Here is a 23,368-nt window from a genome sequence, read left to right as displayed (position 1 = left end):
GAAACCTCCTGCGATCGGGTGGTCCCTCATTCTTCGACTCCGGATCGCTGCGGCCAATCAACCTGACTAGACCACTCGCGTCAGCAGTACGCGCGGCATCCGCGATCTACGCCGTACGCGCGTCGGGTCTTCGCGACTGTATCCACCGGCGAGAGTTGGCCGCCGTGGTGCCAGCTGTTCAGGAACTGCTGCGGCGCGACGGCTCCGCGGCGGATCCACCAGGCACCCGGTTTCGTCGGCCAGCTGATGCCGAAATGCAGGTGGGGCGGGGTGACGCGGGCGCTGCCTGTCTTCCCCGTCCGGCCCAAGGTCTGGCCGGCGTGGACGGTTAGTCCGGGGTGGATCCCGGCTGCGATCGCGGACAGATGCGAGCCGTAGTACCGAACTCCGTCGACGCCGACGATGGAGACCGAGAGGCCGCCGCGGTCGGGGCCGCGGTTGGTCTTCGGGTCCCAGGTGTCGACCCGGGTCACCTCGTCGACCCGCCCGTCCACAGGCGCCACGAACAGGCAGCCGACGTTCGCGAAGATGTCGGAGGCTGGGTAGTCGTGGTGGCTCTGCGAGGCGTCCGCTCTGCAACCGCCGACCGGAAAGACGTACCGCGGGTGGGACGGCGCCGGCTGAGACGGTCGAACCGTTGGGCGTGGCAGAGCTGGACTACTTGGCTGTGCAAGGCTGCTTGGCCGTGTTGGAGTAGTCGGCGTCTTCGGAGTGCTTGGCGGTTGCGAAGGCTGTGTTGCTGGGGTCTGGGATGCGCTGGTCGATGGCGCGGTGGTGGGTTGAGACCGGTCGAAGACGCCGGCCGCCGACAACGCGAACAACCCACCACCGGCGACTGCCACCGCCGCCGCGAGAAAGACCGCCCAGACCCGCCGCGTCACGGATACCAGAACGCGTTGACCGCTGCGGATGAGTACACGGTTTCACACGGTATCCCGTTCTTGTCCGCATCCATCCGATCCGGCATCCCGTAGTACCACCAATATCTGACCGCTACCGCGTACGAAGCACCTCGCGCCGCGAGATCCCGGCAGTACAGCCCGGCCGACCAGAACACGACGCCGCTGATCTCGCGCCCGTTCCAGTACGCCGCGACGTCACTGCGCGGATACACCGTCTCGCACGGAATTCCGTTGCGGTCGGCATCCATCTGGTTCGGCTGCCCGTGCAGCCGCCAGTAGTCGATCGCCGCGACATAGCTGTACCCCTTGGCGTCCAGATCCCGGCAGAACAGCCCCGCCGGCAACGCCCGGACATCCCCGACCGCCGGCGCCGAACTGGACGTCCCCCGCACCGACGGCTTCGGTACGACGGTCCGCGTCGTCACCGAGACCGGCCCGGATGCGGCAGGCGCCGACGCTGCCGCGACTGGCGTCGACGGCGGCGTGTCCGCGGCACGCGTCGCCGGATGGTCCTTCGTCATCAACACCACGAGCCAGGTCAGCAGCACCAGGATGACGCCGACCGCCACCCCTCCAAGGGCCGCCAGTGTCGTGTTACCGCGCTCGTTCCGTCGGTGACAATGCGTGCGTGAATACGGTTCTCCATTCATGATTCCCCCCGTCAGCCATTGAAGCCTCGTCACTCTGCGTTGTCTACGGGTCGAGGCGGACTGGTGTCATCTGGTGGTCATGCAAACGGGTGATGATCGCGCGGGGTCCGGTGGGAGCGAAAGCGGAGTACGTTCGAGCTTGTCTACTCGTCCCATTGGTGTGCTGCCCACGTAAGGAACTAGTTGTGATCATCGCGATCGATGCGGACAGCTCGGACACGGCGGCTGCCGACCACTTGCTGTACGAGCTGATCGACGCCGTGGACCAGCCGGTTGTCGCCGTCACCCATACGGTGTCGAACGGCGACCGTCCGCACGTCGCGGTGTCGCTCACCAGTGCCGCCGATCTGGTCGAACCGATCCGCGCAATCGTTGCCGACCGCAACGTTGGTCTGGCCGTCACCCGCGCCGGTGCCTCGGAGCCCGAGCTCGCGGGACCGAGCCGGCTGGTCCGCGGTGCGTACGTCGCCGCGGTCGAAGCAGCCCTCGGTACGACGGGACGCGTGGTCTGCTGGCCCGGTCACGAGCAGGCGCACGGAGTACTGCCCGCGGCCGAGCTGCGCACCCGGTGCGGCATCGATCAACTCGAAGGCATCGGCGGCGTTCCGGTCGAGGACGACACCTTGGTCGACACCCTCGACTTCCTCCGCCCGGTACGCCGCGACGGCCGCCTCGTCCTCCAGGTCCAGCCCGCCGCCGACGACGTCCTGATCCCCTGTGAACTCCAGCACGACCAGAACTGCTGCGCCGATCACTGAACGTTGCGGATCGCCAGGCCATCGCAACTGAGCTGATGGTGGCGGCTGCACGCTCAGGCAACCGAGGAATTGTCGATTGTGATGGGCTGGAGATCCGCTAACCCCAGGCGAGTGAGTCGTGGAGGACCTCCGGTAGCTCGCCGATGACGCCCAGGCGCTGGGTGCAGCGGGTCAGGGCGACGTACAGGTCGCGGAGGCCGCGGGGCGACTCGATCACGATGCCGTCGGGGTCGACGACGAGCACCGAGTCGAACTCGAGGCCCTTGGCCTCGCGGGTGGTGAGGACGGTGACGCCTGCGAGACCGTCGACCGCCTCCTGGATCAGCTCGAGCCGGTTGCGGGACGTGATCACCCCGACCTCGCCGTACGCCGTCTCCTCCGCCGCCATCTTGTACACGTACATCGCCTGGTCGGCCGCGGGCACGTCCGCGTGCCACGGCTTCACCCCGGTCGATCGGACCGACTGCGGCGCCCGCGCCGACGGATCGACCTCTCGCAGTACGTCGTTCGCCAGCTCCATCACCTCGGCCGGTGTGCGGTAGTTCAGCGTCAGCTCGGCCAGCCGCCAGCGATCGTCGAACGTCTCACCGAGCGCGCTCGCCCACGACGTACCGCCACCGATCGAACTCGTCTGCGCCACGTCACCGACCACCGTCATCGACCGCAGCGGGCAGCGCCGCGCGATCGCCCGCCACGCCATCGGCGACAGCTCCTGCGCCTCGTCGACGATCACGTGACCGTACGTCCACCGCCGGTCCGCGGCGGCGCGATCGGCCAGCGTCCGGTCGTCGTCGGCCTCGTACCGCTCGGCCAGCGCTTCCGCGTCGAGCAGGTCCTTCGCGGTCAGGATCTCCGCCTCGTCGTCCTCGTCCCAGTCGGTCGACCCTGAACCGCTCAACACGTCCAAAGCGCCTTGTGCATAAGCGACTGCGCGCGCTCGCGCGGCCCGCTCCCGCGCCGCCTCGGTGCCGTCGTCGCCGAGCAGTTCCGCCGTCTCGTCGAGCAGCGGTACGTCGGCCGGGCTCCAGTCGTCGCCGTACCGCAGCAGATGTTCGCGATCCAGCTCCGACAGCTGCGGTGCGGCGGACGCCAGCCGGCGCTCGTCGCCGTACAGCTCCTCGAGCAGCTTCTGCGGACTGAGCAACGGCCACAGCTGGTCCAGCAGCGCCTGCACTGCAGGCTCCGCGACCACCTCCTTGCGCAGCTCGGCCAGGTCGTAGTCGTCGAGCAACTGCTCGCCATCGAGCGGGTCGGTGCCGATCAGTTCGGCGTACTGGTTCGTGAGGTAGTCGGTGATCTCGTTGAGGATGAACGGTCGCGCCTGGTTGTGGGTGAGGCCACGATTGCGGACCCGGGCGTGGGTCTCCGCGCACACCGACGGGTCGAGCGTGAGATCGGTCCGGTCGACCGTGACCCGGACCGGTTCCTCCGGGATCCATTGCCGGTCGGCGACCGCCTTCGCGACCACGTCGGCCATCACCGTCCGGCCCTTCACCTCGGCGCTCTCCGGCGGCTCCGGCCGGGTCGCGTTCAGCCCGGGGTACAGCTCGGCGATCGTGACCAGGCGTACGCCGTCCTCACCGAGCGACGGCAGCACCTGACCGATGAACCGCAGGAACGCCGCATTCGGGCCGACGACGAGAATTCCGCGCTTTTCCAGCTGCTCACGATGTGTGTACAGCAGAAATGCCGCCCGGTGCAGTGCGATCGCGGTCTTACCGGTGCCCGGACCGCCTTGAACGACGAGGATTCCGGGCAGTTCGGAACGGATGATCCGGTCCTGGTCGGCCTGGATCGTCTGGACGATCGACTCCATCTGACCGGTCCGGCGCGCCTCGAGCGCCTTCATCAGCACGGCCTCACCGATGACGCCGGTGCCGGGCTTGGACGGGTCGGCCGCCTCCCGCCCGAGGTCGAGCTGCTCGTCCTGTACGTCGATCACTCGGCGCAGCCGGGTCTGCACGTGCCGGCGGCGTACGACGCCGTGGTTCGCCACCGCGGTCGCGATGTAGAACGGCCGCGCCGCCGGGGCGCGCCAGTCGACCAGCAGGGGTTCGTAGTCGGCGTCGTGCAGGCCGATCCGGCCGACGTGCAGGATCTCGCCGTCGTCGGTGTCGAGGCGGCCGAAGTACAGACCCTCCTCGGCGGCGTTCAACCGGGCCTGCCGGAGTTTGAGGTCACGGATGCGCCCGTCGCGCTGATGCAGGGCCTGCGCGTTGCGGGTGTGGACGAGTTGCTCGTCGTCGGTGCGTGCGTCCGTGCGGTCGCGCTCCCGGTCGAGCGCGGCGTAGAACGTGGTCAGGTGAGCCTGTTCGGCGTCGACCGGATTCGGCAATTCAAACCCCTTGTGTTAAAATACGTCCCGTTGGTTTCTAGGCCGCATTTCAGTCGTTCAGGAAATGACACTGCGCGGCAGCCACAAATCCTTGAGTTTATCCCTTTCCGGGGTTTTCCTGTAGTGGTGTTCCACTCGATCGTCCCGCCGTACCTGCTCGAGCAGCTCGAGCGGTCCGCGAGTGACCCCAGCCTCCGCGCCCGGTTCCGGCAGTCGCTGCAGCACGACGCAGTGCTACGCGCGCGGCCCGCGGCCGGCCGGGAGACCGCAGCGGCAGCAGGCGGCCGGCAGTGCAAGGTGTACGACGCTGACAACGGCACCGACCTGCCCGGCACGCTGGTTCGCGCCGAGGTTGACGACCCGAGCCAGGACCTGTCGGTGAACCAGGCGTACGACGGCACCGGCGCGACCTGGACGCTGTACAAGGAATGCTTCGGGCGGGACTCGATCGACGGCGCCGGACTCGTGCTCACCTCGACGGTGCACTACGACCGCGGGTACGCGAACGCGTTCTGGGACGGCGCGCAGATGGTGTTCGGCGACGGTGACGGTGAAGTGTTCGCGCACTTCACGTCGTCGATCGACGTCACCGGGCACGAGCTGACCCACGGCGTCACGCAGTACACGGCGAACCTCGCGTACGACGGTCAGTCCGGAGCGTTGAACGAGAGCATCTCGGACGTGTTCGGGTCGCTCGCCAAGCAGTACGCGATGGGGCAGAGCGCGGCGGACGCGGACTGGCTGATCGGCGCAGGGTTGTTCCTGCCGGGCGTCCGGGGTGTCGCGCTACGGTCGATGAAGGCGCCCGGTACGGCGTACGACGATCCGCGGCTGGGGAAGGATCCACAGCCGGCCACCATGTCCGGGTATGTCGACACCGAGGACGACAACGGCGGCGTACACCTCAACTCCGGCATTCCGAACCATGCGTTCTACCTGGTCGCGACGGAGCTCGGCGGGAACGCGTACGACGACGCCGGCAAGATCTGGTACGGCACGCTGACGTCGGGCAACCTCTCCGAGACGGCCACCTTCAAGGACTTCGCCGAAGCCACACAGACGACGGCCCGCGACCTGTTCGGCGACTCGTCCACCCAGCTGGCTGCCGTCACCAAGTCCTGGCAGACCGTCGGCGTCCTCGAGGACCAGACCCGGCTCATGAACGCCGCCCAGATCGAGCTCCAACCCTCCACGCCACCCTCGCAACCGCCCGCCCCGAGCACTCCGCGTGAATGAGACGGTTTGACCTCAAGTCTTATTGAGGTATTAGCGTCGCCTGCTGTGACTGTTCATCCGCTGCGGCTCGTCGTGCTGACGCGCAATCTCGACCGTGGGCGGTTCGGGACGGCGGTGACGCGCTGGTTCGCGCGGGAGGTCGAGCGGGCGGACGAGTTCAAGCTCGATCTGATCGATCTGAGCGTGGTTCCGCCGGCCGACTTGCCGGGACGGATCGGCGACGCGGACGCGGTGATCATCGTCACGGCGGAGTACAACCACGCCTACCCCGGAGACGTGAAGACCGCGATCGACGCCGTACGACGGCCTTGGTACGCGAAGCCGGTCGGGTTCGTGGTGTACGGCGGACGGTCGGGCGGACTGCGCGCCGCCGAGCAGCTCAGACTGGTCTTCGGCGAGCTGCACGCGGTCACGATCCGCGACAGCCTCGGCTTCCGCGAGGAGGACTTCACCGCCGACGGCGAGCCCACCGACGCCACTACGTCGGCGGCCGCGGCGGCGATGCTCCGGCAGCTCGCCTGGTGGGCCCGATCACTGCGTGATGCCCGGGCGAACACGACGTACCCCGGATAGCGGATCTCCAGCCCATCACAATTGCGGCGCGGCCGGCCGCTGCACGCTCAGCCGGCGCCGCCGCAGCCGATTGAGATGTCCTGGGGATCCGTGGAATAGGCCGAGTGCAGTCGCGGTTGCCATCTGCGTGAGCGCCGAACCGATGCCCCTGTCCGTGCTCGACCTCTCCCCGGTGCCGACAGGCACCCGGCCGTCGGAGGCGCTGCACGAGACGCTCGAGCTGGCCCGCACCGCGGAGGCGGCCGGGTACCACCGTTACTGGCTGGCGGAGCATCACAACATCCGCAGCGTGGTGAGCACGAGCCCCGAGGTGATGATCGCGGCGGTCGCCGGCGTGACGTCGAGCATCCGGGTCGGGGCCGGCGGGATCATGCTGCCGAACCACTCGCCGTTGAAGGTCGCGGAGACGTTCCGCGTCCTCGCCGGGCTGTACCCGGACCGCATCGACCTCGGCATCGGCCGCGCGCCGGGCACCGACCAGCGCACCGCCCTCGCGCTGCGCCGCAGCCGTGAGGCGCTCGGCGCTGACGACTTCACCGAGCAGTACGCCGAGCTCCGCGCGTACGTCGAGGGATTCCCGGCCGGGCATCCGTTCGAGCCGATCAGCGCCCAGCCGGACGACGTACCGCTCCCGCCGGTGTGGATCCTCGGATCCAGCACGTACGGCGGTCAGGCGGCCGCCGCGCTCGGGACCGGATTCGCGTACGCCGGGCACTTCGGGACGCTCGATCCGGCCGGCGTGATCTCGGCGTACAAGGAGAACTTCCAGCGCTTCGAGCAGGACGGCGAGCCGCAGGCGATGCTCGCCCTCGCGGCGATCGTGGCCGAGACCGAGGAACGCGCCCAGGCCCTTGCCCGCGCGAACGCCCTGTCCATGCTCCGCCTCCGCTCCGGCCGCCCGGGCCCGCTCCCTTCCCCCGAGGAAGCGGCGGACTACCCGTGGTCCGAGGCGGAAGAGGCCGCTGTCGAGGAATGGGCCGGACTGGTGTCCGTCGGCACGCCTGACCAGGTGGCCGCCGACCTGCTCCGCCGAGCCAACTCAGCCGGCGCCGATGAGCTCATCATCACGACCAACATCCACGACCCTGCGGAACGCCGCCGCTCGTTCCAGTTGCTCGCGCAGGCCTGGGGGCTCAAGCCGCGCTGATCTCAGCTTCCCCGGATGTGCTCGAAGATCAGGCTGGTCTCGGCGTGGGACACCGCCGGATCAGCCGTCAGGTGGTCGAGCACGAACTCCCGGAGCGCGTCAGGAGTGGCCGCGCTGACGTGGAGCAGATAGTCGTTGGCTCCACTGACGTGGAACAGCGACAGCACGCCCGGCAGCGTCGGGACCTTCGACCGGAAGCGGTCGATCTCGTCGCGTGAGTGCGCGCCGATGCGGATCGCGATCAGCGCCTGCAGCGGCTGACCCAGCGCGCCCAGATCCACGTCGGCATGGAAGCCGCGGATCACCCCACGCTCGCGCAGTGAGCGCACCCGCGTGAGACAGGTCGACGGCGCGATCCCGGTCGCCTCGGCCAGCGCGTTGTTCGCCATCCGCCCGTCGGCGGTCAGCAGTTGCACCAGCTTCCGGTCGACCTCGTCGAGGCCGCCGGGCAGTGCACTCGGCTGCGGCCGCGGAGCCGGTCCCGGGCTCCGACGATCCTTCGGCATGCCCTCATTCTAGGGCTCGTCCACAGAATCCACAGCATGTGGATGACCCTGTGGACGAATTTTCTTCGGAACTATTGCATCGATCTCGCAGAATCTTCCATCCTCACTGCACCCACACGGTGAGGAGGCAGCGATGACCCAAATCGACACCCGTTCGGTCCACGCCGGCCGCGATGACCTGGCCGCTCTCGGCGTCCACGTCCCCCCGATCGACCTGTCCGCCACCTATCCGCTTCCCGACGTGAACACCGGCGGAGCGTCGTACGACGAGCTCGCGGCCGGCCGCGGCCCGGACGGCGGAAGCCTCGTCTACCAGCGCCTGTGGAACCCGACCGTCGCCCGCTTCGAGGACGCTCTTGCCGAGCTCGAGCACACCGACGGCGCGGTCGCGTTCGGGTCCGGCATGGCCGCGCTCACCGCGTGCCTGCTCGCCAGCGTGGCCGCGGGGCGTCCGCACGTGGTCGCCGTCCGTCCCCTGTACGGCGGCACCGACCACCTGTTGTCCACAGGCCTCCTGGGGACAACCGTGACTTACACACAGCCGAGCGAGGTCGCCGGAGCGATCCGCCCCGACACCGGTCTGGTGATCGTCGAGACCCCGGCCAACCCGACCGTGGCCCTCGTCGACATCGCCGCCGTAGCGGCCGCGGCCGGCGACGTACCCGTGCTTGTGGACAACACGTTCGCGACGCCGGTCCTGCAGCAGCCGGCCCGGCACGGGGCGAGCCTGGTGTTGCACTCGGCAACCAAGTACCTCGGCGGTCATGGCGACGTTATGGGTGGCGTGGTCGCGGCCGGCGTGGAGTGGGTCGGCCGGCTCCGGCAGATCCGCGCAGTGACAGGTGGCCTGCTGCATCCGTTGGCGGCGTACGAACTGCACAGGGGACTGCAGACGTTGCCGGTTCGGGTACGGGCGCAGCAGGCGACCGCCATCAAGGTGGCGGACTGGCTGTCCGCGCAGCCGACCGTGGAGCAGGTCTACTACCCGGGCCTGACCGATCCCGCCGGCCTCATCGGCCGCCAGCAGTCGGGGCCTGGCGCGATTCTCGCGTTCACCCTCAGTGGCGGCTTCGAGGCGGCAGCCCGGGTCGCCGGCGCGCTGAAGCTCATCACCCACGCCGTGTCCCTGGGCGGTGTGGACACCCTGATCCAGCACCCCGCCGCGCTGACCCACCGCCTGGTCGCGTCGGAGGCAAAGCCCACCGACGCTCTCCTCCGCCTGAGCCTCGGCCTGGAGGACCCCGAGGACCTGACCGCAGACCTCCAGCAGGCGCTCAACTGGTGAGCAAGAATCTGCTCACGGCAGATCTTCGTACGGTCGACCTGCTCGAGATGGCACACTCGGTACAGGACATCGGAGGCGAGGAGGGCCAGACGTGTTGCTACGCCAGGTGATCGGGAACGTCTTCCGCCGGCTGCGGCGCGAGCGGGGGATCACCCTGCGCGAGCTCGCCGAGCTGGCCCAGGTGTCGGTGCCTTACCTGTCCGAGATCGAGCGCGGCCGCAAGGAGCCCTCCTCGGAGATCCTCGCCGCGATCTGCCGGGCGCTCGAGCTGGAGCTGTCCGACCTGCTGGCAGAGGTGCAGTTCGACCTGGCCACCGCGGTGCGGTCCACGCTGCCGGTCCGCCTGCAGACGGCCGCGATCCGGGTCGAGGACCGGTCCGCGCACCGGATCCCCTCCGGCCCCCGCGCCTACTCCGCTACCGCTCAGGCGTTCGCACTGGTCGCCTAGTTGGCGCGCTGGTACGACAACCCGGCCGCAAGGTCCTGGCGTACGTCGCCGGCCCCGGCTGAGGTGCTGGCGTTCCACCAGAGCCTCCCGGCGTACCGTCCTACCCCGCTGACTCCTGTCCCGGCTCTGGCCGCCGAGCTAGGAGTCGGGCAGGTGCTGGTGAAGGACGAGTCGCATCGGCTCGGGCTGCCCGCGTTCAAGGCGCTGGGTGCGTGGTGGGCGATCCACCGTGCCGTCCAGGATCACCCGGGCGTTTCCGAGCTGGTCACCGCGACCGACGGCAACCACGGTCGTGCCGTCGCGCGCCGGGCCGCGATGCTCGGGCTGGCGGCGCATGTCTTCGTCCCGGATGTTGTGAGCGATTCGGCCGTGGATGCGATCCGCTCGGAGGGCGCGACGGTGACCGTCGTACCGGATTCGTACGACGCCGCGGTCGCCGAGGCTGCGTCGTACGCCTCGGGGGATCGGTTGCTCATCCAGGACTCCGCGTGGCCCGGGTACGAGGTGATTCCGCAGCACATCGTCGACGGGTACTCGACGCTCTTCCGGGAGATCGACGTACAGCCTGACCTGGTGGTTGTCCCGATGGGCGTGGGTTCGGTGGCGCAGGCGGCCGTGACTCATTACCGGAGTGGTCCGGCGGCTCCGGCGCTTCTCGGTGTCGAACCGGCCAGCGCGTCCTGTGTCACCACCAGCCTGCTCGCGGGCGAGTTGCTCACGGTCCCCACCGGGAAGACCGTGATGGCCGGCCTGAACTGCGGTACTCCGTCCAGCCTCGCCTGGCCCGTACTGCGCTCAGGTCTGGACTACTCCGTCACCGTCGAGGACGACGCAGCACTCCAGGCGGTCGCCGACCTGCAAGCCGCCGGCATCTCCTCCGGCCCGAGCGGCGCAGCAACCCTCGCCGGCCTCCGCGCGGCCCGCGACCGCCTAAATCCGCTGGAGAACAGCACGGTCGTCCTGATAAGCACTGAGGCGTGCGTACCCATATAAAGCGACGGGAGCCTGCGGTGCCTGGCTCGATTCCGGACGTACTGCGGATGTTCGAGTCCGAGGTCCGGTTCTATCGGGAGATCGCACCGGTGGTCGGGGTTCGCGTTCCGGAGTGCTACCAGTCGGAGTCCGGACCAGAGGGGACCCTGCTGGTGTTGGAGGACCTGTCGGAATGGGCGCCGGGCGCGGAGCCTGGCGCTGCGGCGCAGGTGTTGCGCGAGTTGCATGACCGGTGGGTGGGTCGGGCGGATTGGGGCTGGCTGCGACCGCTCGGTGCAGGGGAGGACTTGGTTGCCGACCTCTACGACCGCACCTGGCCGGCGCTGGCCGAGCGATCCGATCTGTCGGCTCCGGTGCGTGCGTTTGGTGAGCGCCTGGTCGGTCGGGTGGTTGAGATCGAGAAGGCCGTCGGGCAGGCGGGCGCGCTGACGTTGGCGCATGGCGATGCGTCGGCGCAGAACATGCGGACAGGCCCCGACGGTGTGGTCGCCCTGCTGGACTGGGAGGACGTGTCGGTGGCGCCGGGTGTGCTGGACCTCGCGTGGTTCTTGGTGTCGTCGGTGGACCCTGCGCGCTGGCAGGAGGCGTTGAGTGCTTACGGGACCAGCGAGGGGATCAGTGCGGTTATGCCGTCTGTGATGGTGCAGGGGTATCTCAGTGCTTCGGACCTGCCCGATGGCGAGGCTGTCCGCTGGAATGCTCGCCTCGAAGCCGCGTTGGAGCTGCTGTGAAGTACGTCGTGAGGTTCCCGGTGGACGATCGGGAGTTGTCCGCGCTGCATGCGGTCGCGTTCGACAGTGAGCCGGAAGTGCACGCGTGGGCGGAGCGGCTGGAGCGGTGGGCGCTGACCTGGGTTGGTGCCTTCAGCAACGATCAGTTGGTCGGCTTCGTGCAGGTGTGCTGGGACGGCGGTGCGCACGCGTTCGTGCTGGACACCGCCGTCCATCCCGACCACGGGCGGCAGGGCATCGGCAAGCAGCTCGTGCTGACCGCGGCCGGGGAGGCGCGCAAGGCCGGGTGCGAATGGCTCCATGTCGACTTCGAGCCGCACCTGACCGCGTTCTACCTGGACGCCTGCGGCTTCCGCCCGACCGACGCGGGGCTGCTCAAGCTCCGATGACGGTCAGGCGTTCGGTGGAGATGCAGGAGGTCAGGCAGCGTTCCTTCGCGTCGCCGAGCAGGTCCGCGGTCCACGTCGTGAAGCCGCCGTCGCCGAGCCCTTCACCGGCACGGCCGATGCCGAGCGCGGCGCCGGAGTAGTAGCTCTCGCTCTTGGTCCGGTCGGTGTCCTCGGTGAAGGCGACCCCGAGCGCCGGCCGGACGGTGTCCTCGATCCGGTCCCGCAACGCGGACTCCTTGAACGAGGTGAAGCTGAGCTCGGACTTGTCGCCGAGTACGTCGTGCCAGAACCGCAGGTGGTCGATCAGCAGCTCGGCCTCGGTCCGGCACGAACCGGTGTCCCGAGCGCTCGACACCAGCACGAACAGCTCGAAATGCGCGGACATCCCCGGGCCGTCGAACGGCTGCGCCCGGACCACCCGCTGACAGGCCGCCAGGTGCACCCGATCCTGCCCGGCGCGACGGCGTACGGCGGCCTCGATCGCGAGCTCGTTGGTCGGGTCGCTGGCGACCTCCGTGCCGCGGATCGTGCTGACCACCTGGTGCTGGTTGATCGTCGCGATCGCCGAGCACGTACCCAGCGGGGTCACCGGGGACAGCTGGACGCCGTCGAACTTCTCCGGCAGCGCCGCCCACAGCCGCTGCTGGGTGTTCACCAGCTCGCGCGGATCGATCGACGAGGGGCGCACGAACCGGTCCTGCTGCCAGCGCTGCACCAGCCGCGCCGGCGTCACCTTGGCGGCCCGCCGGCGGGTCACGTCGAGCAGCACCGACTGCAGCTCGGACTGGCTCAATCCGTCGACAAGGGCGTCGCGGCTGCCCTCCGGCAGCTTCGCCCAGAACCGTTCGCTGACCTGTTCCATCGCACTACTCTGACCGATATTTGTCGCGATCCGCGCGTCATTTTCGCGTATCTTCGATCCATGAGACTGCCGAGCCCGCATCTTTGACGTACTGACAAGAGTCTGTTCGCCCGGGTCATTGCCTTCGAGGCGTTGCACGACTTCATCCCGCTCTACCCGCTGTACCAGCTGCTGTTCGCCGATCACGGACTGTCGGCTGCCCAGATCTCGACGCTGTTCGTCATCTGGTCGGCGACCGGTTTCGTCCTCGAGGTGCCGTCCGGCGCTTGGGCGGACACGTACTCGCGGCGCAAGCTGCTGATCCTCGGCGCCCTGCTCAGCGGTCTCGGGTACGCCGCCTGGATCGCGCTCCCGTCGTTCACCGGCTTCGCGCTGGGCTTCGTCCTCTGGGGTACGTCGTCCGCGCTGATCTCGGGTACGTACGAGGCTTTCGTGTACGACGAGCTGGCCGCGCGAGATCGCACTGCCGACTACGCGACTGTGCTCGGTCGCGCCCGCTCCGCCTCGTTCATCATGAACCTCGCGGCGACCGCGCTCGCCACACCCTTGTTCGCCCTTGGTGGCTACACGCTGGCCGGAATCGCCAGCGTGCTCAGCTGCCTGCTGCAGGCGCTCGTTGCGTGGTCGCTCCCTGAAGCGCGAGTCGTCGAGACCGCTCGCGAGGCGGACGAACCCGGCACCCGGGCGGCCTTCGCCGTATACCTCCGGATGCTCCGGACGGGTGTGACCGAGGTGCTGGTGAGTCGATTGGTGCGCCGGGCGGTGGCGCTGGTGGCGCTGCTGGGTGGATTCCTGGCGTTCGACGAGTACTTCCCGTTGCTCGCCCGGGAGACCGGCGCGGCGACCAGCGTGATCCCGCTGCTGATCGCAGGAACCGTTGCTGCACAGGCGATCGGTAGTGCGCTGGCAGGACCGATGTACAAGTTGCCCGCAGCAACTTTTGCGGTGGGGCTCGCAGCCACCGCGGTGCTGATCGCGGCCGGAGCGCTGAGCGGATCGGCGTGGGGATTCCTGCCGATCGCGATCGGTTACGGCCTGATGCAGCTGGTGATCGTGGTCTCGGAGTCGCGGCTGCAGGATGCGATCACCGGTCCGGCGCGGGCGACCGTGACCTCGGTGTCCGGCTTCTTCGCCGAGATCTTCGCGATCGCGGTGTACGGCGGGTTCGCGCTCGGGTCGATCTGGTTCACGATGTCGGTGCTGGTCGCCGGATTGACGATCCCGGTCCTGCTGACGGCTCTCGTCGTACCGTTCGCGCTGCCCGCGCCGCGTAATTCGGCGGACGCCGAAGTGTCCGGGTCTTAATGTCACACCATGAGCCGACGTGACGTTACAACAGCATGAGGAAACAGGGCGCGCTGGCCGCGGCTGCGGTGACGGTGGTGTTGTGGGCATCGGCGTTCGTGGCGATCCGCCATGTCGGTCAGGAGCTGTCGGCCGGTGCCCTGTCGCTGGGGAGGTTGCTGGTCGGCAGTGTGCTGCTGGGGATCTTCGTGTTCACCCGGCCACGCCGCTGGCCGGCGAAGGGCGACTGGAAGTTCCTGCTGGCGTGCGGCCTGCTGTGGTTCGGCGTGTACAACCTCGCGCTCAACGAGGCCGAGCGTCACCTCGACGCCGGTACGACGGCCATGCTCGTCAACATCGGGCCGTTGCTGATCGCATTGCTGGCGGGTGTCCTTCTCCACGAGGGCTTCCCGCGTCAGCTGGTGATCGGGAGTGCGGTCGCGTTCGGTGGGGTCGTCCTGATCGGGCTCTCGTCGTCCAACGGCGGCGCCGAGACGTGGGGCGTCGTACTGTGCCTGGTGGCCGCGGCGGCGTACGCGATCGGTGTGGTCTCGCAGAAGCCGCTGCTCGCGCGACTGCCTGCGCTGGAGGTGACCTGGTTGTCGTGCGTGATCGGTGCCGTCGCGTGCCTGCCGTTCGGGCCGACGCTGGTTCGTGAGGCCGCCGACGCGCGACCGTCGACGATCTGGTGGGTGGTGTTCCTGGGGGCCTTCCCGACGGCGATCGCGTTCACGACCTGGGCCTATGCGTTGGCCCGGACGACGGCCGGGCGGATGGGCGCCACGACGTACCTCGTCCCGCCGATCACGATCTTCCTCGGTTGGCTGCTGCTCGGCGAGAGCCCGGCGCCGCTCGCGTACGGCGGTGGCGTGCTGTGCCTGGTCGGCGTCGCGATCTCGCGCTACCGGCGGCGAGCCGTTGCGGCGATGCCCGCCGTCAGCGTGGAGAGTCCCGACTCGAAACCGCCGTCGAAGTCGTAGGCAAGGCCCTCGACGCCGAGTTCGTCGATGATGCGGGTCAGCGTCGGCGCCTTGTCCGCCGGCAGTGCACGCACTCGGGTGAGTAGGTCGGGGGCCAGTTCGAACGTCTCGGCCCGCACGGACGCCTCGCCGAGGCTGAACCCGTGGATGAAGTCGATCAAAGTGTTGGCCGCCTCAAAAATTTGACGTGGTGTCAGACCTGCGCGGTCGAGCGCGCGGTAGAACGGCTCCATCGTGACCACGACGACGTCCGAGACCGCGGACGTGTCGGACAGCACCTGCAATGCGAGGTTCGGGTGCTGGCGGAGGCCGTTGCGGTAGGCGCGGGCGGCCTCCTTGAGCTGCTCGTCCCACGGCACGGCGTCGCCGGGGTCAGGCAGTTCGAGACCGGCGAACACCAGCTCCGCGAGGCCCGCCAGTACGGCGGCCTTGTTCGGCAGGTGGTGGTACAGCGACATCGGGTTGACCTTGAGCGTCGCCGCGAGCCGCCGCATTGTCAGCGCGTCGATGCCCTCGTCGTCGACGATCCGCAGCGCCGCGGTCAGGATCGCCTCCCGGCTCAGCCGCTCCTCCCCGGCGCGGGGCCGCCCGGAGCGCTTGCCGACGGTATTCATACGCCGTATGGTACATAATCGTACAACGTATGGATTAGGAGGAGCGATGAAACCGTTGGCGGGGAAGGTGGCGTTGGTCGCCGGGGCGACCCGTGCGGCCGGGCGGGGGATCGCGGTCGAGCTCGGTGCGGCCGGCGCGACCGTGTACGTGACCGGCCGGACCACCCGGAGCCGGCAGTCGGAGATGAACCGGCCGGAGACGATCGAGGAAACGGCCGAGCTCGTCGACAAGGCGGGTGGCCGCGGCATCGCCGTACCTGTGGATCATCTGGACCCCGAGCAGGTGCGCGCTCTGGTCGAGCGGATCGAGCGCGAGCAGGGGGCGCTACACATCCTGGTGAACGACATCTGGGGGCAGCACGGCGAGCCCGACTGGGACAAGACCGTGTGGGAGAGCTCGCTCGAGAGCGGTCTGCGGTTGCTGGAGCTGGGCGTGAACACGCACGCGATCACCAGCCACTTCGCCTTGCCGTTGCTGATCAGGACGCCCGTCGGGCTGGTCGTCGAGATGACGGACGGCACCAACGAGTACAACGCATCGAACTATCGCGTCTCGTTCTTCTACGACGTGGCGAAGGGTGCGGTCAGCCGGATGGCGTTCGCGTTGGCGCACGAGCTGAAGCAGTACGACGCGGCCGCAGTACTGCTCACACCGGGCTGGCTGCGGTCCGAGGCGATGCTCGACGGGTTCGGCGTACGCGAGGAGAACTGGCGGGACGCGACCGAGAAGGTCCCGCACTTCGCGATCTCCGAGAGCCCGTCGTACGTCGGCCGCGCGGTGGCGGCGCTCGCGGGGGATCCCGACGTACGGCGGTGGAACGGCAAGTCGACGTCGAGCGGCGAACTCGCCCAGCTCTACGGCTTCACCGACCTCGACGGCAGCCGGCCGGATGCCTGGCGGTACATCGTCGAGGTGGAAGGCGCCGGCAAACCCGCCGACACCACGGGCTACCGCTAGAGCCTGTACGGCGGGCAGACGTCGTCGCCGGTGCCCGCGTCGCCGACCGGCACCGCGTCAGCCGACAACGCGACGTGTGGATGCGCGGCTGCGATCGGTATGCCCAGCGTGGCCGCCATCGCGATCACCTCTCGCCGTGACGTGATCGCGACGGCGGGATCCCGCTCGTACACATAGGTGAGCTCGGGCCACCGTGCCTGCGCCGGATGCACCAGCACGTCACCGCCCAGGATCGCGCGATCCGTCACCACCGACTGATGCCCAGGCGTGTGCCCCGGCGTAGGCACCAACCGCATCCCGCGCAGCGTCGTCTCGCCCTCCACCACCCGCAGCTGCCCGGCCTCTTCGATCGGCCGGATCCTGCTCAGGTACGTCGACCCGCCGCGCACCTGCTCAACCTCATCCCGCTGCACGACGTACTCCGCCCGCGGAAACGCCGGCCGCACCCCGTCCGAGGCCCACCCCACATGATCCAGATGCACATGCGTCAGCACGACCGCATCCACATCCGCGGCCGCCACCCCCACCTGCCCCAACAACCCCGGCAACCGCCCAGCCACCCCCAACCACTCCGCGGCCTCCCCACCAGCCGCCCCAACCCCCGCATCCACCAACACCGCACCCGCACCCGACATCACCAAGTAACTATGAAAATGCAGCAACCACCCCACCCCCCGAACATTCCCCGGCACCACCCGCCCCGTCCAAGCCGCCTGCTCCACCCCCCACCTAGGCAACGCCTCCCCCACCCCCTCCGGAAACACCGCCACCGCATCACACAACACCGTCACGTCCATGAAGACCTCCTGGTCAGGCGACCCACGGCCGCTCGGCAGCCCACCCGGCGGGGAAACCCAACTCGCGAAGCTCGCGTCCGCAGGCCGGGATCTCCTCGCTGAGCAAGGCGCGGATGTGCCGGGCCCAGTGCGACTCATGCCCAAGGCGAGACAACAAGAACCCGACGACGCACAACGTCGAATAGATCCGGAAATGAGAGACCTGACGGTCGATGAGATGACGCAGGTCAGGGATCGACCGCAGGTGGCTCGGCGCGAGCTGGTCGGCGAGGTTCCGGTTCCAGAGGCGGGAGTGATGGGCACAGACGTTGCGGACGTAGTTGAGCACCCGCAGCCAGTTGGCCAACGCGGCGCCGTTGCCGTCACCTTGCCGGTCGAGAACGCCGAGCCGAGCCGCGATCTCGTTGCGATCCGCGAACTGCAGGCCCTGGAACAAGTAGCTCATCGCGCCGAAGTCGAGGATCTCGGTCATCACCCAGACCGGCAGGCGGCCGTCGTACTTGTGCTGGAAGTGCAGGACGAAGTCCTCGGACGATCTGGTCTGTGCAGCCAGGACCTTGTGCAGCCATCGGTCGTACGTGCTGGGCTGCCTGCCGTCGGATCGGGTGAAGCGGCCGTCCAGGTTGCCGGCGTGGAGATGGGCGTACGCACCACGTCGCCCAAGGGTGAATCCGATCATCACCCGGAACGCGATCTCGATGCGTTCCAGCGCGTCGAGCAGTTGTAGCTTGAGTCGGCGGTCAGCATCGTAGAGCCGAACGACTTGCCCGAAGGTCGTGCCTTCGAGGAACTGGTCGTCACGGAGAACGCCGTCGAGCGGACGGCGGTAGGAGTACCAGTAGCCGCTGAGGCGGTAGTACCCGATCACGCTCAGCAGACGCTCGGCCTCGGCCTCGTCGTCGATGATCAGTCCCCTGCTCTTCAGCAGTCCTACCTGGTCGGCGAACGAGAGGTGCGGCTTGGTGTAGACAGTCACGGAAGTCCCCCAGGGAAAAGAAAACCAGCCCGTGCCCTGAGGGGCAGAGGGGCTGGCCGTGTTGCTGAAAGCATACACCTGGGACCGTTCCGCTTGCCGCGAGAATCCTGGGACCTGTGGATATCAGGGGAGGAGCATCCAGGTGGCGAGGGTGGTCATGATGAGGGCTATTGCGGTGTCGAGGAGTTGCCAGGCTCGGGGGCGGGCGAAGGCGTTGGCCAGTTTGCGGGAGAAGAAGCCCAGGGCGAAGAACCAGGCGAAGCTGGCGGCTACGGCGCCGAGGCCGTAGAGCCAGCGGCCGTCGGTGCCGCGTTGGTTCGCCAGGGAGCCCAGCAGGACAACGGTGTCCAGGTAGACGTGTGGGTTGAGGTAGGTGAAGCCCAGGCAGGTTAGTACGACGCTGCGCAGGGCGGCCGGGGCGTGGTCGGCGGGGGTGATCGCGCCGGGGTGGAAGGCTCGCTTGGCGGCCAGGGCGGCGTAGGTGTAGAGGAACGCGGCACCGCCGAACTTCGCGATGTCGAGGGCGAGTTGGCTGCGGGTGAGGAGGGCGCCGAGGCCGAGGATGCCGCTGGAGATCAGGAGCGCGTCGGACAGCGCGCAGGTCAGGACGACCGGGAGGACGTGTTCGCGGCGCAGGCCCTGGCGGAGGACGAATGCGTTCTGGGCGCCGATCGCGACGATCAGGGATATCGACGTGGCGAATCCGGCGAGGAGGGGCATGTCTTCGACGGTAGGCAGTTGTGCCGCTTCAAGCCAGCTAAAGATTCTGCAGTGCCATTAGGATTGCTTCATCATGCAGTTCGACTCCGTGCAGCTCGAGACGTTCGTGGCCGTCGTCGACGAGGGCAGTTTCGACGCCGCCGCCAGGCGGTTGCGCGTCACGCCGTCTGCGGTCAGCCAGCGGATCAAGGCGCTGGAGAGCCGTCTCGGTCAGGTCGTGGTGATGCGCGGCAAGCCGGCCCGAGCGACCGCGGCGGGTGAGGCGCTGCTCCGGCTGGCCCGCCAGGTATCCCTGCTCGAGCTCGAGGCGATCGCCGCTGTCCGCGGCACGGTCGATGCGCAGCGGATCCCGCTCGCCGTGAACGCGGACTCGCTCAACAACTGGTTCCTGCCGGCGATGCTCGACCTGTCCCGGACCCACAACGCCCGGTTCCTGGTGCACCAGGAGGACGAGGAGCACTCGGCGGAGTACCTCCGCAACGGCACGGTCCTGGCCGCGGTGACCGCCGATCCGCGGCCGGTCCAGGGCTGTCGCGTCGTACCGCTCGGGAAGATGCGGTACCTGCCGCTCGCCACCCCGGAGTACGCCGAGCGCTGGCTGACCGGGAAACCGTTGCCGGAGACCCTGGCCGAGGCGCCGATGGTGGTGTTCAACGAGAAGGACGTCCTGCAGCACCGGCTGCTCCGCAAGGTGACCCGGCGGAAGCTGGATCCGCCGTCGCACGCGATCCCGGCGTCCGCGCCGTTCCACGAGGCGGTCCGGATCGGTCTCGGCTGGGGGATGATCGAGGACGAGATCGCCGGACCCGAGTTGGCCGCCGGGCGCCTGGTGGAAGTTGCCCCAGGCAAGTACATCGACGTGCCGTTGTACTGGCAGCACTGGAAGCTCGAGTCCGGCATCCTCGACGCGCTCACGGACGCCGTACTGCGGGCGGCTGCGGCCGGTCTTCGGATGCCGTCTCGTAGGTCGTGAGCTCGATCGCGTTGCCGACCTTCAGCGACATGTCCCGGATCATGTTCCGCCACGGCAGGTACGGCATCATCCGGAAGGTCAGGTCGCGCAGCTTCATGAACCACTTGCCGGCCGGGATGAACCACATCGCCCCGTCGACCGCCTGCTTCTGACAGGCCGCGACGAAGTCCTTCATCCGTACGTCGTACTCCGCGAACGCCCGAACGTGCTCCCCGCCGGCCGCGTGCAGTTCACCGGCGAGCACGTACGCGCCGACGACGGCCAGGCTCGTGCCCATCCCGGACAGCGGCGAAGCGCAGTACCCGGCGTCGCCGGCCAGCGCGACCCGGCCGCGCGAGTAACTGTCCAGCTTGATCTGGCTGATCGAGTCGAAGTAGAAGTCCGGCGCGGTCCGCATGCCCTCGAGCAGCGTCGGCACCTCCCACCCCAGGTCCTCGAACTGGTCCTCGATGATCGCCTTCTGCGCCGGCACGTTCCGCCGGTCGTAGGTCAGATCCTTGGCGGTGAAGTAGAACAGCGCCTTCGCCTCGGTGTTGTTGCGTGCGCTGTAGGTGCCGACGGTCTTGCCGGGCACGTTGAAGATCTGACCGGTGTGGTCCAGGCCGAGGTGGTTCGCGACCGTGCAAACCGAGGCGTAGTACCCGAGGTCGTGGATGTACGACGACTCCGCGCCGAACGCCAGCCGCCGTACGTTCGAGTGCAGCCCGTCCGCGCCGACCACGAGGTCGAACCGCCGCCGCGACCCGCTCTCGAACACCACGTCGACGCCGTCCGCGTCCTGGTCGAGCGACACGATCGAGTCGTCGAAGAGGTACTCGGTGCTGTCCTTTGTCAGGTTGTAAAGGATGTCGACCAGGTCGCCGCGGAGGATCTCCAGCTCGCCGCTGAACGCCTCACTCGAGGTGGTCGCGGCCACCTTCCCGGACTCCTTCACGTACGTCATCGTGCCCATCCGGGTCGCCTTCTCCTCGACCGCGGACAGGATGCCCATCCGCTCGAGCACCGTCATCGACGCGCCGCGGAAGTCGACCGCGTAGCCGCCGGGCCGCGGCGCCGGAGCGCGCTCGACCACGGTCGGGGTGTAGCCGTACCGCTGCAGCCAGTAGGCCAGGGCCGGACCCGCCACACTCGCGCCGGAAATGAGAACTGTCGTCATCGGAACCCCTCCAGAAGTGGGATGTTGTGCCACGACTGTACGACGGTCTTAGACAAATGTGCAAGACGGTCGTGTGAGACGGATGTGTTAGAGTTCTGCCATGGGTAATCGGGAGGCGCTGGTCGACGGTGCGAAGGCGTGTCTGCTCGAGAAGGGCTACAGCCGGACGACGGCGCGCGACATCGCGACCGCGGCCGGGGTGAGCCTGGCCGCGATCGGCTACCACTTCGGCTCCAAGGAGACGCTGCTCAACGAGGCGCTGCGCGCGCTGCTGATCGACGAGTGGGCCACCGAGGTAGCCGGAGCGACGGCGGCTGAGGGCGCCGGTGCTGCTGCTCGCGCGGCTGTGCGCACACCGCAGGAGCAGTTCGTCGCGACCTGGAGTCAGATCGTCGACAGTCTGTCGAGTCCCCGCCTGCGGGCGTTGTGGGCGACGCAGTTCGAGGTTCTCAGCCTCAGTGCGAGCATGCCCGAGCTGGTGTCGGAGCTGTCGAAGATGCAGGGCGAGGCGCGGGAAGGGCTGGCGCAGATGTTCGGTGGCGTCGCCCCGGACGCGGACCCCGAGGAAGTCCAAGCCATCGGGTCATTGCTGCAGGCTCTCCTGCTCGGCGTGGTCGCGCAGGCCATGTTGGATCCCGAGACCACGCCGACCGGCGAGCAGCTCGCTCAGTCGCTCCGCTCGCTGGCCGACCGGATCAGTCCCAGCGCATAGCCATCGGGTTGTCCGCGGGGATCAGCCCGGCAGACATGAGTACGGCGCTCATCGGTCGTACGGCGTCGTGCAACTCGCTGGTGAGGTCGTCGCCCAACGCCCGCCAACCCTGGTCGGCCAGGGCGTCCGTGGTGTCCTCCACCTGCTGCCGCAGTGCTCGCCCGGTGTCGGTGAGCGCGCCGTCGGCGTCGAGCAGACCGCGGCTGCGCAGATCGTCGGAGGCTGCAGCCCATTCGTCGTCGCTCCACCGTCGGTTGAGCTGGAAGACCTCCTTGGCCGGGCCGCCGGCGGCAGAGATCGTCACCAGGGCCTGACACGGGCTGAGCTCGGCGGCGACAAGGGCTGCGACATGCCCGTCGCCGCGCGACTCCCGCAGGATGGTGGTCGCCTGCCAGAGGACGAGATGCGCCTCGTCCGGCCACTCCAACGCGGCATTGGCCGCCGCGATCGGCCGCCCGGACAATGGCGCCATCTCCGCCGCGCGCCGAGCGAGCTCAGCCGCGCGGTTCATGCCGCCACCAGACCATACGGTTTGGTACGGCGATCCGTCCGCGAACAACCGGCGTACGGCGGTGTCCACAGCCGTCAGACGCGCGTGGAGCAGTTGGACAGGGGTGGCGTAGGTCCACGCGTCTGGCACAGAGCGGGCGACCATCGCCGGGTGGAAGTTGTAGAACACCGCGGCGACGAGCTCCGGACCGGCTGCGCCCAGGGGCGCCGCCCGGCAGCCGAAGTAGCTCATCCAGCCGCCCTTCAACCCCAGCGCGTCGGTCGCCTGCCGCGTCTCCGGGGAGAAGTACGTGATCGCGTGATACGGCTCGAGCGCCTTCCACATCCCGCGCGCGCGACTCATGGCACGGGACGGTACATGACGTGCAAACCGACGTACCCGAGCTTCGGGTGGTCGAAGGCTTCGGGGACCGTGCCGGCGATGCGGAAGCCGAGGGCCTGCCAGAGGTGTACGGCGGGCTCGTTGGTCTCGACGACCGCGTTGAACTGGATCGACCGGAACCCGGATCGTCCGGCCCACGCGATCATGTCCTCGCACAACAGCCGGCCGACGCCCTTGCCGCGGGCGTTGCCGTCGACCATGAAGCTCGCGCTGGCGACGTGCGCGCCGGGACCCGGCCGGTTCGGATACATGTTCGCGCTGCCGAGAACGATGCCGTCGGCATCGACCGCGACCGTCGTCCGCGCCAGCGTGGAGCTCGACGGCGACATCCACAGCGCGCGGGCCTGCTCCTCGGTGAGCTCCGGGTCGTACGTGTACGTCTCGCGAGCAGACACGATCTCGTGGAAGAACGGCCAGATGGCCGCCCAGTCGGTCTCGGTCGCGTTCCTGATCTGCACAGTCATGGTGGGAGAAGCATCACCTGATGTTCC

Annotated in this window: 26 protein-coding genes; 14 read left to right on the top strand and 12 right to left on the bottom strand. The window is 68.6% G+C overall.

Going from position 1 to position 23,368, the window contains the following annotated elements; genetic code table 11:
* Positions 1–80 precede the first annotated feature (80 nt).
* Together OHA18_RS13650 and OHA18_RS13645 are read right to left on the bottom strand one after the other, a co-directional pair.
* The gene (locus OHA18_RS13650) at positions 81–842 is read right to left on the bottom strand and encodes a M23 family metallopeptidase (RefSeq protein ID WP_329006102.1); all 762 of its coding nucleotides are present in this window, start codon (positions 840–842) and stop codon (positions 81–83) included.
* Between the two features lie 35 nt (positions 843–877).
* Positions 878–1,471 carry a hypothetical protein gene (locus OHA18_RS13645; protein WP_329004431.1) on the bottom strand — a complete coding sequence of 198 codons (594 nt, stop codon included), beginning with the start codon at positions 1,469–1,471 and terminating at the stop codon, positions 878–880.
* A 266-nt stretch (positions 1,472–1,737) separates the two neighbouring features.
* Here OHA18_RS13645 and OHA18_RS13640 point away from each other — a divergent pair, with 266 nt between their 5' ends.
* Positions 1,738–2,310, top strand: a complete 573-nt coding sequence (locus OHA18_RS13640) for a hypothetical protein (RefSeq protein ID WP_329004430.1) — start codon at positions 1,738–1,740, stop codon at positions 2,308–2,310.
* A gap of 97 nt (positions 2,311–2,407) precedes the next feature.
* On the opposite strand, the gene OHA18_RS13635 is transcribed toward OHA18_RS13640, so the two are convergent.
* Positions 2,408–4,645, bottom strand: a complete 2,238-nt coding sequence (locus OHA18_RS13635) for a HelD family protein (RefSeq protein WP_329004429.1) — start codon at positions 4,643–4,645, stop codon at positions 2,408–2,410.
* Positions 4,646–4,771: 126 nt separating this feature from the next.
* On the opposite strand from OHA18_RS13635, the gene OHA18_RS13630 reads away from it, so the two are divergent.
* The 3 genes from OHA18_RS13630 to OHA18_RS13620 all read left to right on the top strand — a co-directional run bounded on the left by OHA18_RS13630 (position 4,772) and on the right by OHA18_RS13620 (position 7,601).
* The gene (locus tag OHA18_RS13630) at positions 4,772–5,881 is read left to right on the top strand and encodes a M4 family metallopeptidase (RefSeq protein ID WP_329004428.1); all 1,110 of its coding nucleotides are present in this window, start codon (positions 4,772–4,774) and stop codon (positions 5,879–5,881) included.
* A gap of 45 nt (positions 5,882–5,926) precedes the next feature.
* Positions 5,927–6,454, top strand: a complete 528-nt coding sequence (locus tag OHA18_RS13625) for an NADPH-dependent FMN reductase (RefSeq protein ID WP_329004427.1) — start codon at positions 5,927–5,929, stop codon at positions 6,452–6,454.
* 127 nt (positions 6,455–6,581) lie between these two features.
* A complete protein-coding gene (locus OHA18_RS13620; RefSeq protein ID WP_329004426.1) occupies positions 6,582–7,601 on the top strand; it encodes an LLM class flavin-dependent oxidoreductase in 1,020 nt (339 codons plus the stop codon).
* A 2-nt stretch (positions 7,602–7,603) separates the two neighbouring features.
* Here OHA18_RS13620 and OHA18_RS13615 read toward each other — a convergent pair whose 3' ends face one another.
* Positions 7,604–8,107, bottom strand: a complete 504-nt coding sequence (locus OHA18_RS13615) for an Lrp/AsnC family transcriptional regulator (protein WP_329004425.1) — start codon at positions 8,105–8,107, stop codon at positions 7,604–7,606.
* Between the two features lie 133 nt (positions 8,108–8,240).
* Between OHA18_RS13615 and OHA18_RS13610 the strand changes: the two genes are divergently transcribed.
* From OHA18_RS13610 to OHA18_RS13590, 5 genes are all read left to right on the top strand, one after another.
* Positions 8,241–9,392, top strand: a complete 1,152-nt coding sequence (locus tag OHA18_RS13610) for a trans-sulfuration enzyme family protein (RefSeq protein WP_329004424.1) — start codon at positions 8,241–8,243, stop codon at positions 9,390–9,392.
* Positions 9,393–9,483: 91 nt separating this feature from the next.
* Positions 9,484–9,840 carry a helix-turn-helix domain-containing protein gene (locus tag OHA18_RS13605; RefSeq protein WP_329004423.1) on the top strand — a complete coding sequence of 119 codons (357 nt, stop codon included), beginning with the start codon at positions 9,484–9,486 and terminating at the stop codon, positions 9,838–9,840.
* Positions 9,841–10,833: a pyridoxal-phosphate dependent enzyme gene (locus OHA18_RS13600; RefSeq protein ID WP_329004422.1), complete on the top strand. Its 993-nt coding sequence runs from the start codon at positions 9,841–9,843 to the stop codon at positions 10,831–10,833.
* Between the two features lie 47 nt (positions 10,834–10,880).
* Positions 10,881–11,564, top strand: coding sequence for a phosphotransferase family protein (locus OHA18_RS13595; protein ID WP_329004421.1), 684 nt, complete (start codon positions 10,881–10,883; stop codon positions 11,562–11,564).
* Positions 11,561–11,953 carry a GNAT family N-acetyltransferase gene (locus OHA18_RS13590; protein WP_329004420.1) on the top strand — a complete coding sequence of 131 codons (393 nt, stop codon included), beginning with the start codon at positions 11,561–11,563 and terminating at the stop codon, positions 11,951–11,953. The genes OHA18_RS13595 and OHA18_RS13590 overlap by 4 nt, the downstream gene beginning before the upstream one ends.
* Here OHA18_RS13590 and OHA18_RS13585 read toward each other — a convergent pair.
* Positions 11,940–12,815, bottom strand: a complete 876-nt coding sequence (locus tag OHA18_RS13585) for a hypothetical protein (protein WP_329004419.1) — start codon at positions 12,813–12,815, stop codon at positions 11,940–11,942. The two genes, OHA18_RS13590 and OHA18_RS13585, sit on opposite strands and share 14 nt — an antisense overlap.
* A gap of 132 nt (positions 12,816–12,947) precedes the next feature.
* Here OHA18_RS13585 and OHA18_RS13580 point away from each other — a divergent pair, with 132 nt between their 5' ends.
* Positions 12,948–14,120: an MFS transporter gene (locus OHA18_RS13580; RefSeq protein ID WP_329004418.1), complete on the top strand. Its 1,173-nt coding sequence runs from the start codon at positions 12,948–12,950 to the stop codon at positions 14,118–14,120.
* 35 nt (positions 14,121–14,155) lie between these two features.
* Positions 14,156–15,079, top strand: coding sequence for a DMT family transporter (locus tag OHA18_RS13575; protein WP_329004417.1), 924 nt, complete (start codon positions 14,156–14,158; stop codon positions 15,077–15,079).
* Here OHA18_RS13575 and OHA18_RS13570 read toward each other — a convergent pair.
* On the bottom strand, positions 15,001–15,693 hold the full coding sequence (locus OHA18_RS13570) for a TetR/AcrR family transcriptional regulator (RefSeq protein WP_329004416.1): 693 nt from the start codon (positions 15,691–15,693) through the stop codon (positions 15,001–15,003). The two genes, OHA18_RS13575 and OHA18_RS13570, sit on opposite strands and share 79 nt — an antisense overlap.
* A gap of 46 nt (positions 15,694–15,739) precedes the next feature.
* On the opposite strand from OHA18_RS13570, the gene OHA18_RS13565 reads away from it, so the two are divergent.
* Positions 15,740–16,651 (top strand): SDR family oxidoreductase, encoded by a 912-nt coding sequence (locus OHA18_RS13565; protein ID WP_329004415.1) that lies wholly within the window; start codon positions 15,740–15,742, stop codon positions 16,649–16,651.
* On the opposite strand, the gene OHA18_RS13560 is transcribed toward OHA18_RS13565, so the two are convergent.
* The 3 genes from OHA18_RS13560 to OHA18_RS13550 all read right to left on the bottom strand — a co-directional run bounded on the left by OHA18_RS13560 (position 16,648) and on the right by OHA18_RS13550 (position 19,144).
* Positions 16,648–17,286, bottom strand: a complete 639-nt coding sequence (locus tag OHA18_RS13560; protein ID WP_329006101.1) for an MBL fold metallo-hydrolase — start codon at positions 17,284–17,286, stop codon at positions 16,648–16,650. The two genes, OHA18_RS13565 and OHA18_RS13560, sit on opposite strands and share 4 nt — an antisense overlap.
* A gap of 175 nt (positions 17,287–17,461) precedes the next feature.
* A complete protein-coding gene (locus OHA18_RS13555) occupies positions 17,462–18,424 on the bottom strand; it encodes an Abi family protein (RefSeq protein WP_329004414.1) in 963 nt (320 codons plus the stop codon).
* 123 nt (positions 18,425–18,547) lie between these two features.
* On the bottom strand, positions 18,548–19,144 hold the full coding sequence (locus OHA18_RS13550; RefSeq protein WP_329004413.1) for a LysE/ArgO family amino acid transporter: 597 nt from the start codon (positions 19,142–19,144) through the stop codon (positions 18,548–18,550).
* Between the two features lie 73 nt (positions 19,145–19,217).
* Here OHA18_RS13550 and OHA18_RS13545 point away from each other — a divergent pair, with 73 nt between their 5' ends.
* Positions 19,218–20,117: a LysR family transcriptional regulator ArgP gene (locus OHA18_RS13545; RefSeq protein WP_329004412.1), complete on the top strand. Its 900-nt coding sequence runs from the start codon at positions 19,218–19,220 to the stop codon at positions 20,115–20,117.
* Here the strand turns inward: OHA18_RS13545 and OHA18_RS13540 are convergent.
* Positions 20,056–21,273, bottom strand: coding sequence for an FAD-dependent monooxygenase (locus OHA18_RS13540; RefSeq protein WP_329004411.1), 1,218 nt, complete (start codon positions 21,271–21,273; stop codon positions 20,056–20,058). The genes OHA18_RS13545 and OHA18_RS13540 overlap by 62 nt on opposite strands.
* A 100-nt stretch (positions 21,274–21,373) precedes the next feature.
* On the opposite strand from OHA18_RS13540, the gene OHA18_RS13535 reads away from it, so the two are divergent.
* Positions 21,374–21,985, top strand: a complete 612-nt coding sequence (locus OHA18_RS13535) for a TetR/AcrR family transcriptional regulator (protein ID WP_329004410.1) — start codon at positions 21,374–21,376, stop codon at positions 21,983–21,985.
* Here the strand turns inward: OHA18_RS13535 and OHA18_RS13530 are convergent.
* Both OHA18_RS13530 and OHA18_RS13525 read right to left on the bottom strand, forming a co-directional pair.
* Entirely contained in the window at positions 21,969–22,838 is an 870-nt protein-coding gene (locus tag OHA18_RS13530) for an SCO6745 family protein (RefSeq protein ID WP_329004409.1), read from the bottom strand. The genes OHA18_RS13535 and OHA18_RS13530 overlap by 17 nt on opposite strands.
* Positions 22,835–23,341 (bottom strand): GNAT family N-acetyltransferase, encoded by a 507-nt coding sequence (locus tag OHA18_RS13525; RefSeq protein ID WP_329004408.1) that lies wholly within the window; start codon positions 23,339–23,341, stop codon positions 22,835–22,837. The genes OHA18_RS13530 and OHA18_RS13525 overlap by 4 nt, the downstream gene beginning before the upstream one ends.
* Positions 23,342–23,368 lie beyond the last annotated feature (27 nt).

This window comes from Kribbella sp. NBC_00709 (genome assembly GCF_036226565.1).
In the GTDB taxonomy this organism is placed as follows: domain Bacteria; phylum Actinomycetota; class Actinomycetes; order Propionibacteriales; family Kribbellaceae; genus Kribbella.
Note: the sequence above shows the minus strand (reverse complement) of the source record. Positions and strands in the feature narration are given on the sequence as shown.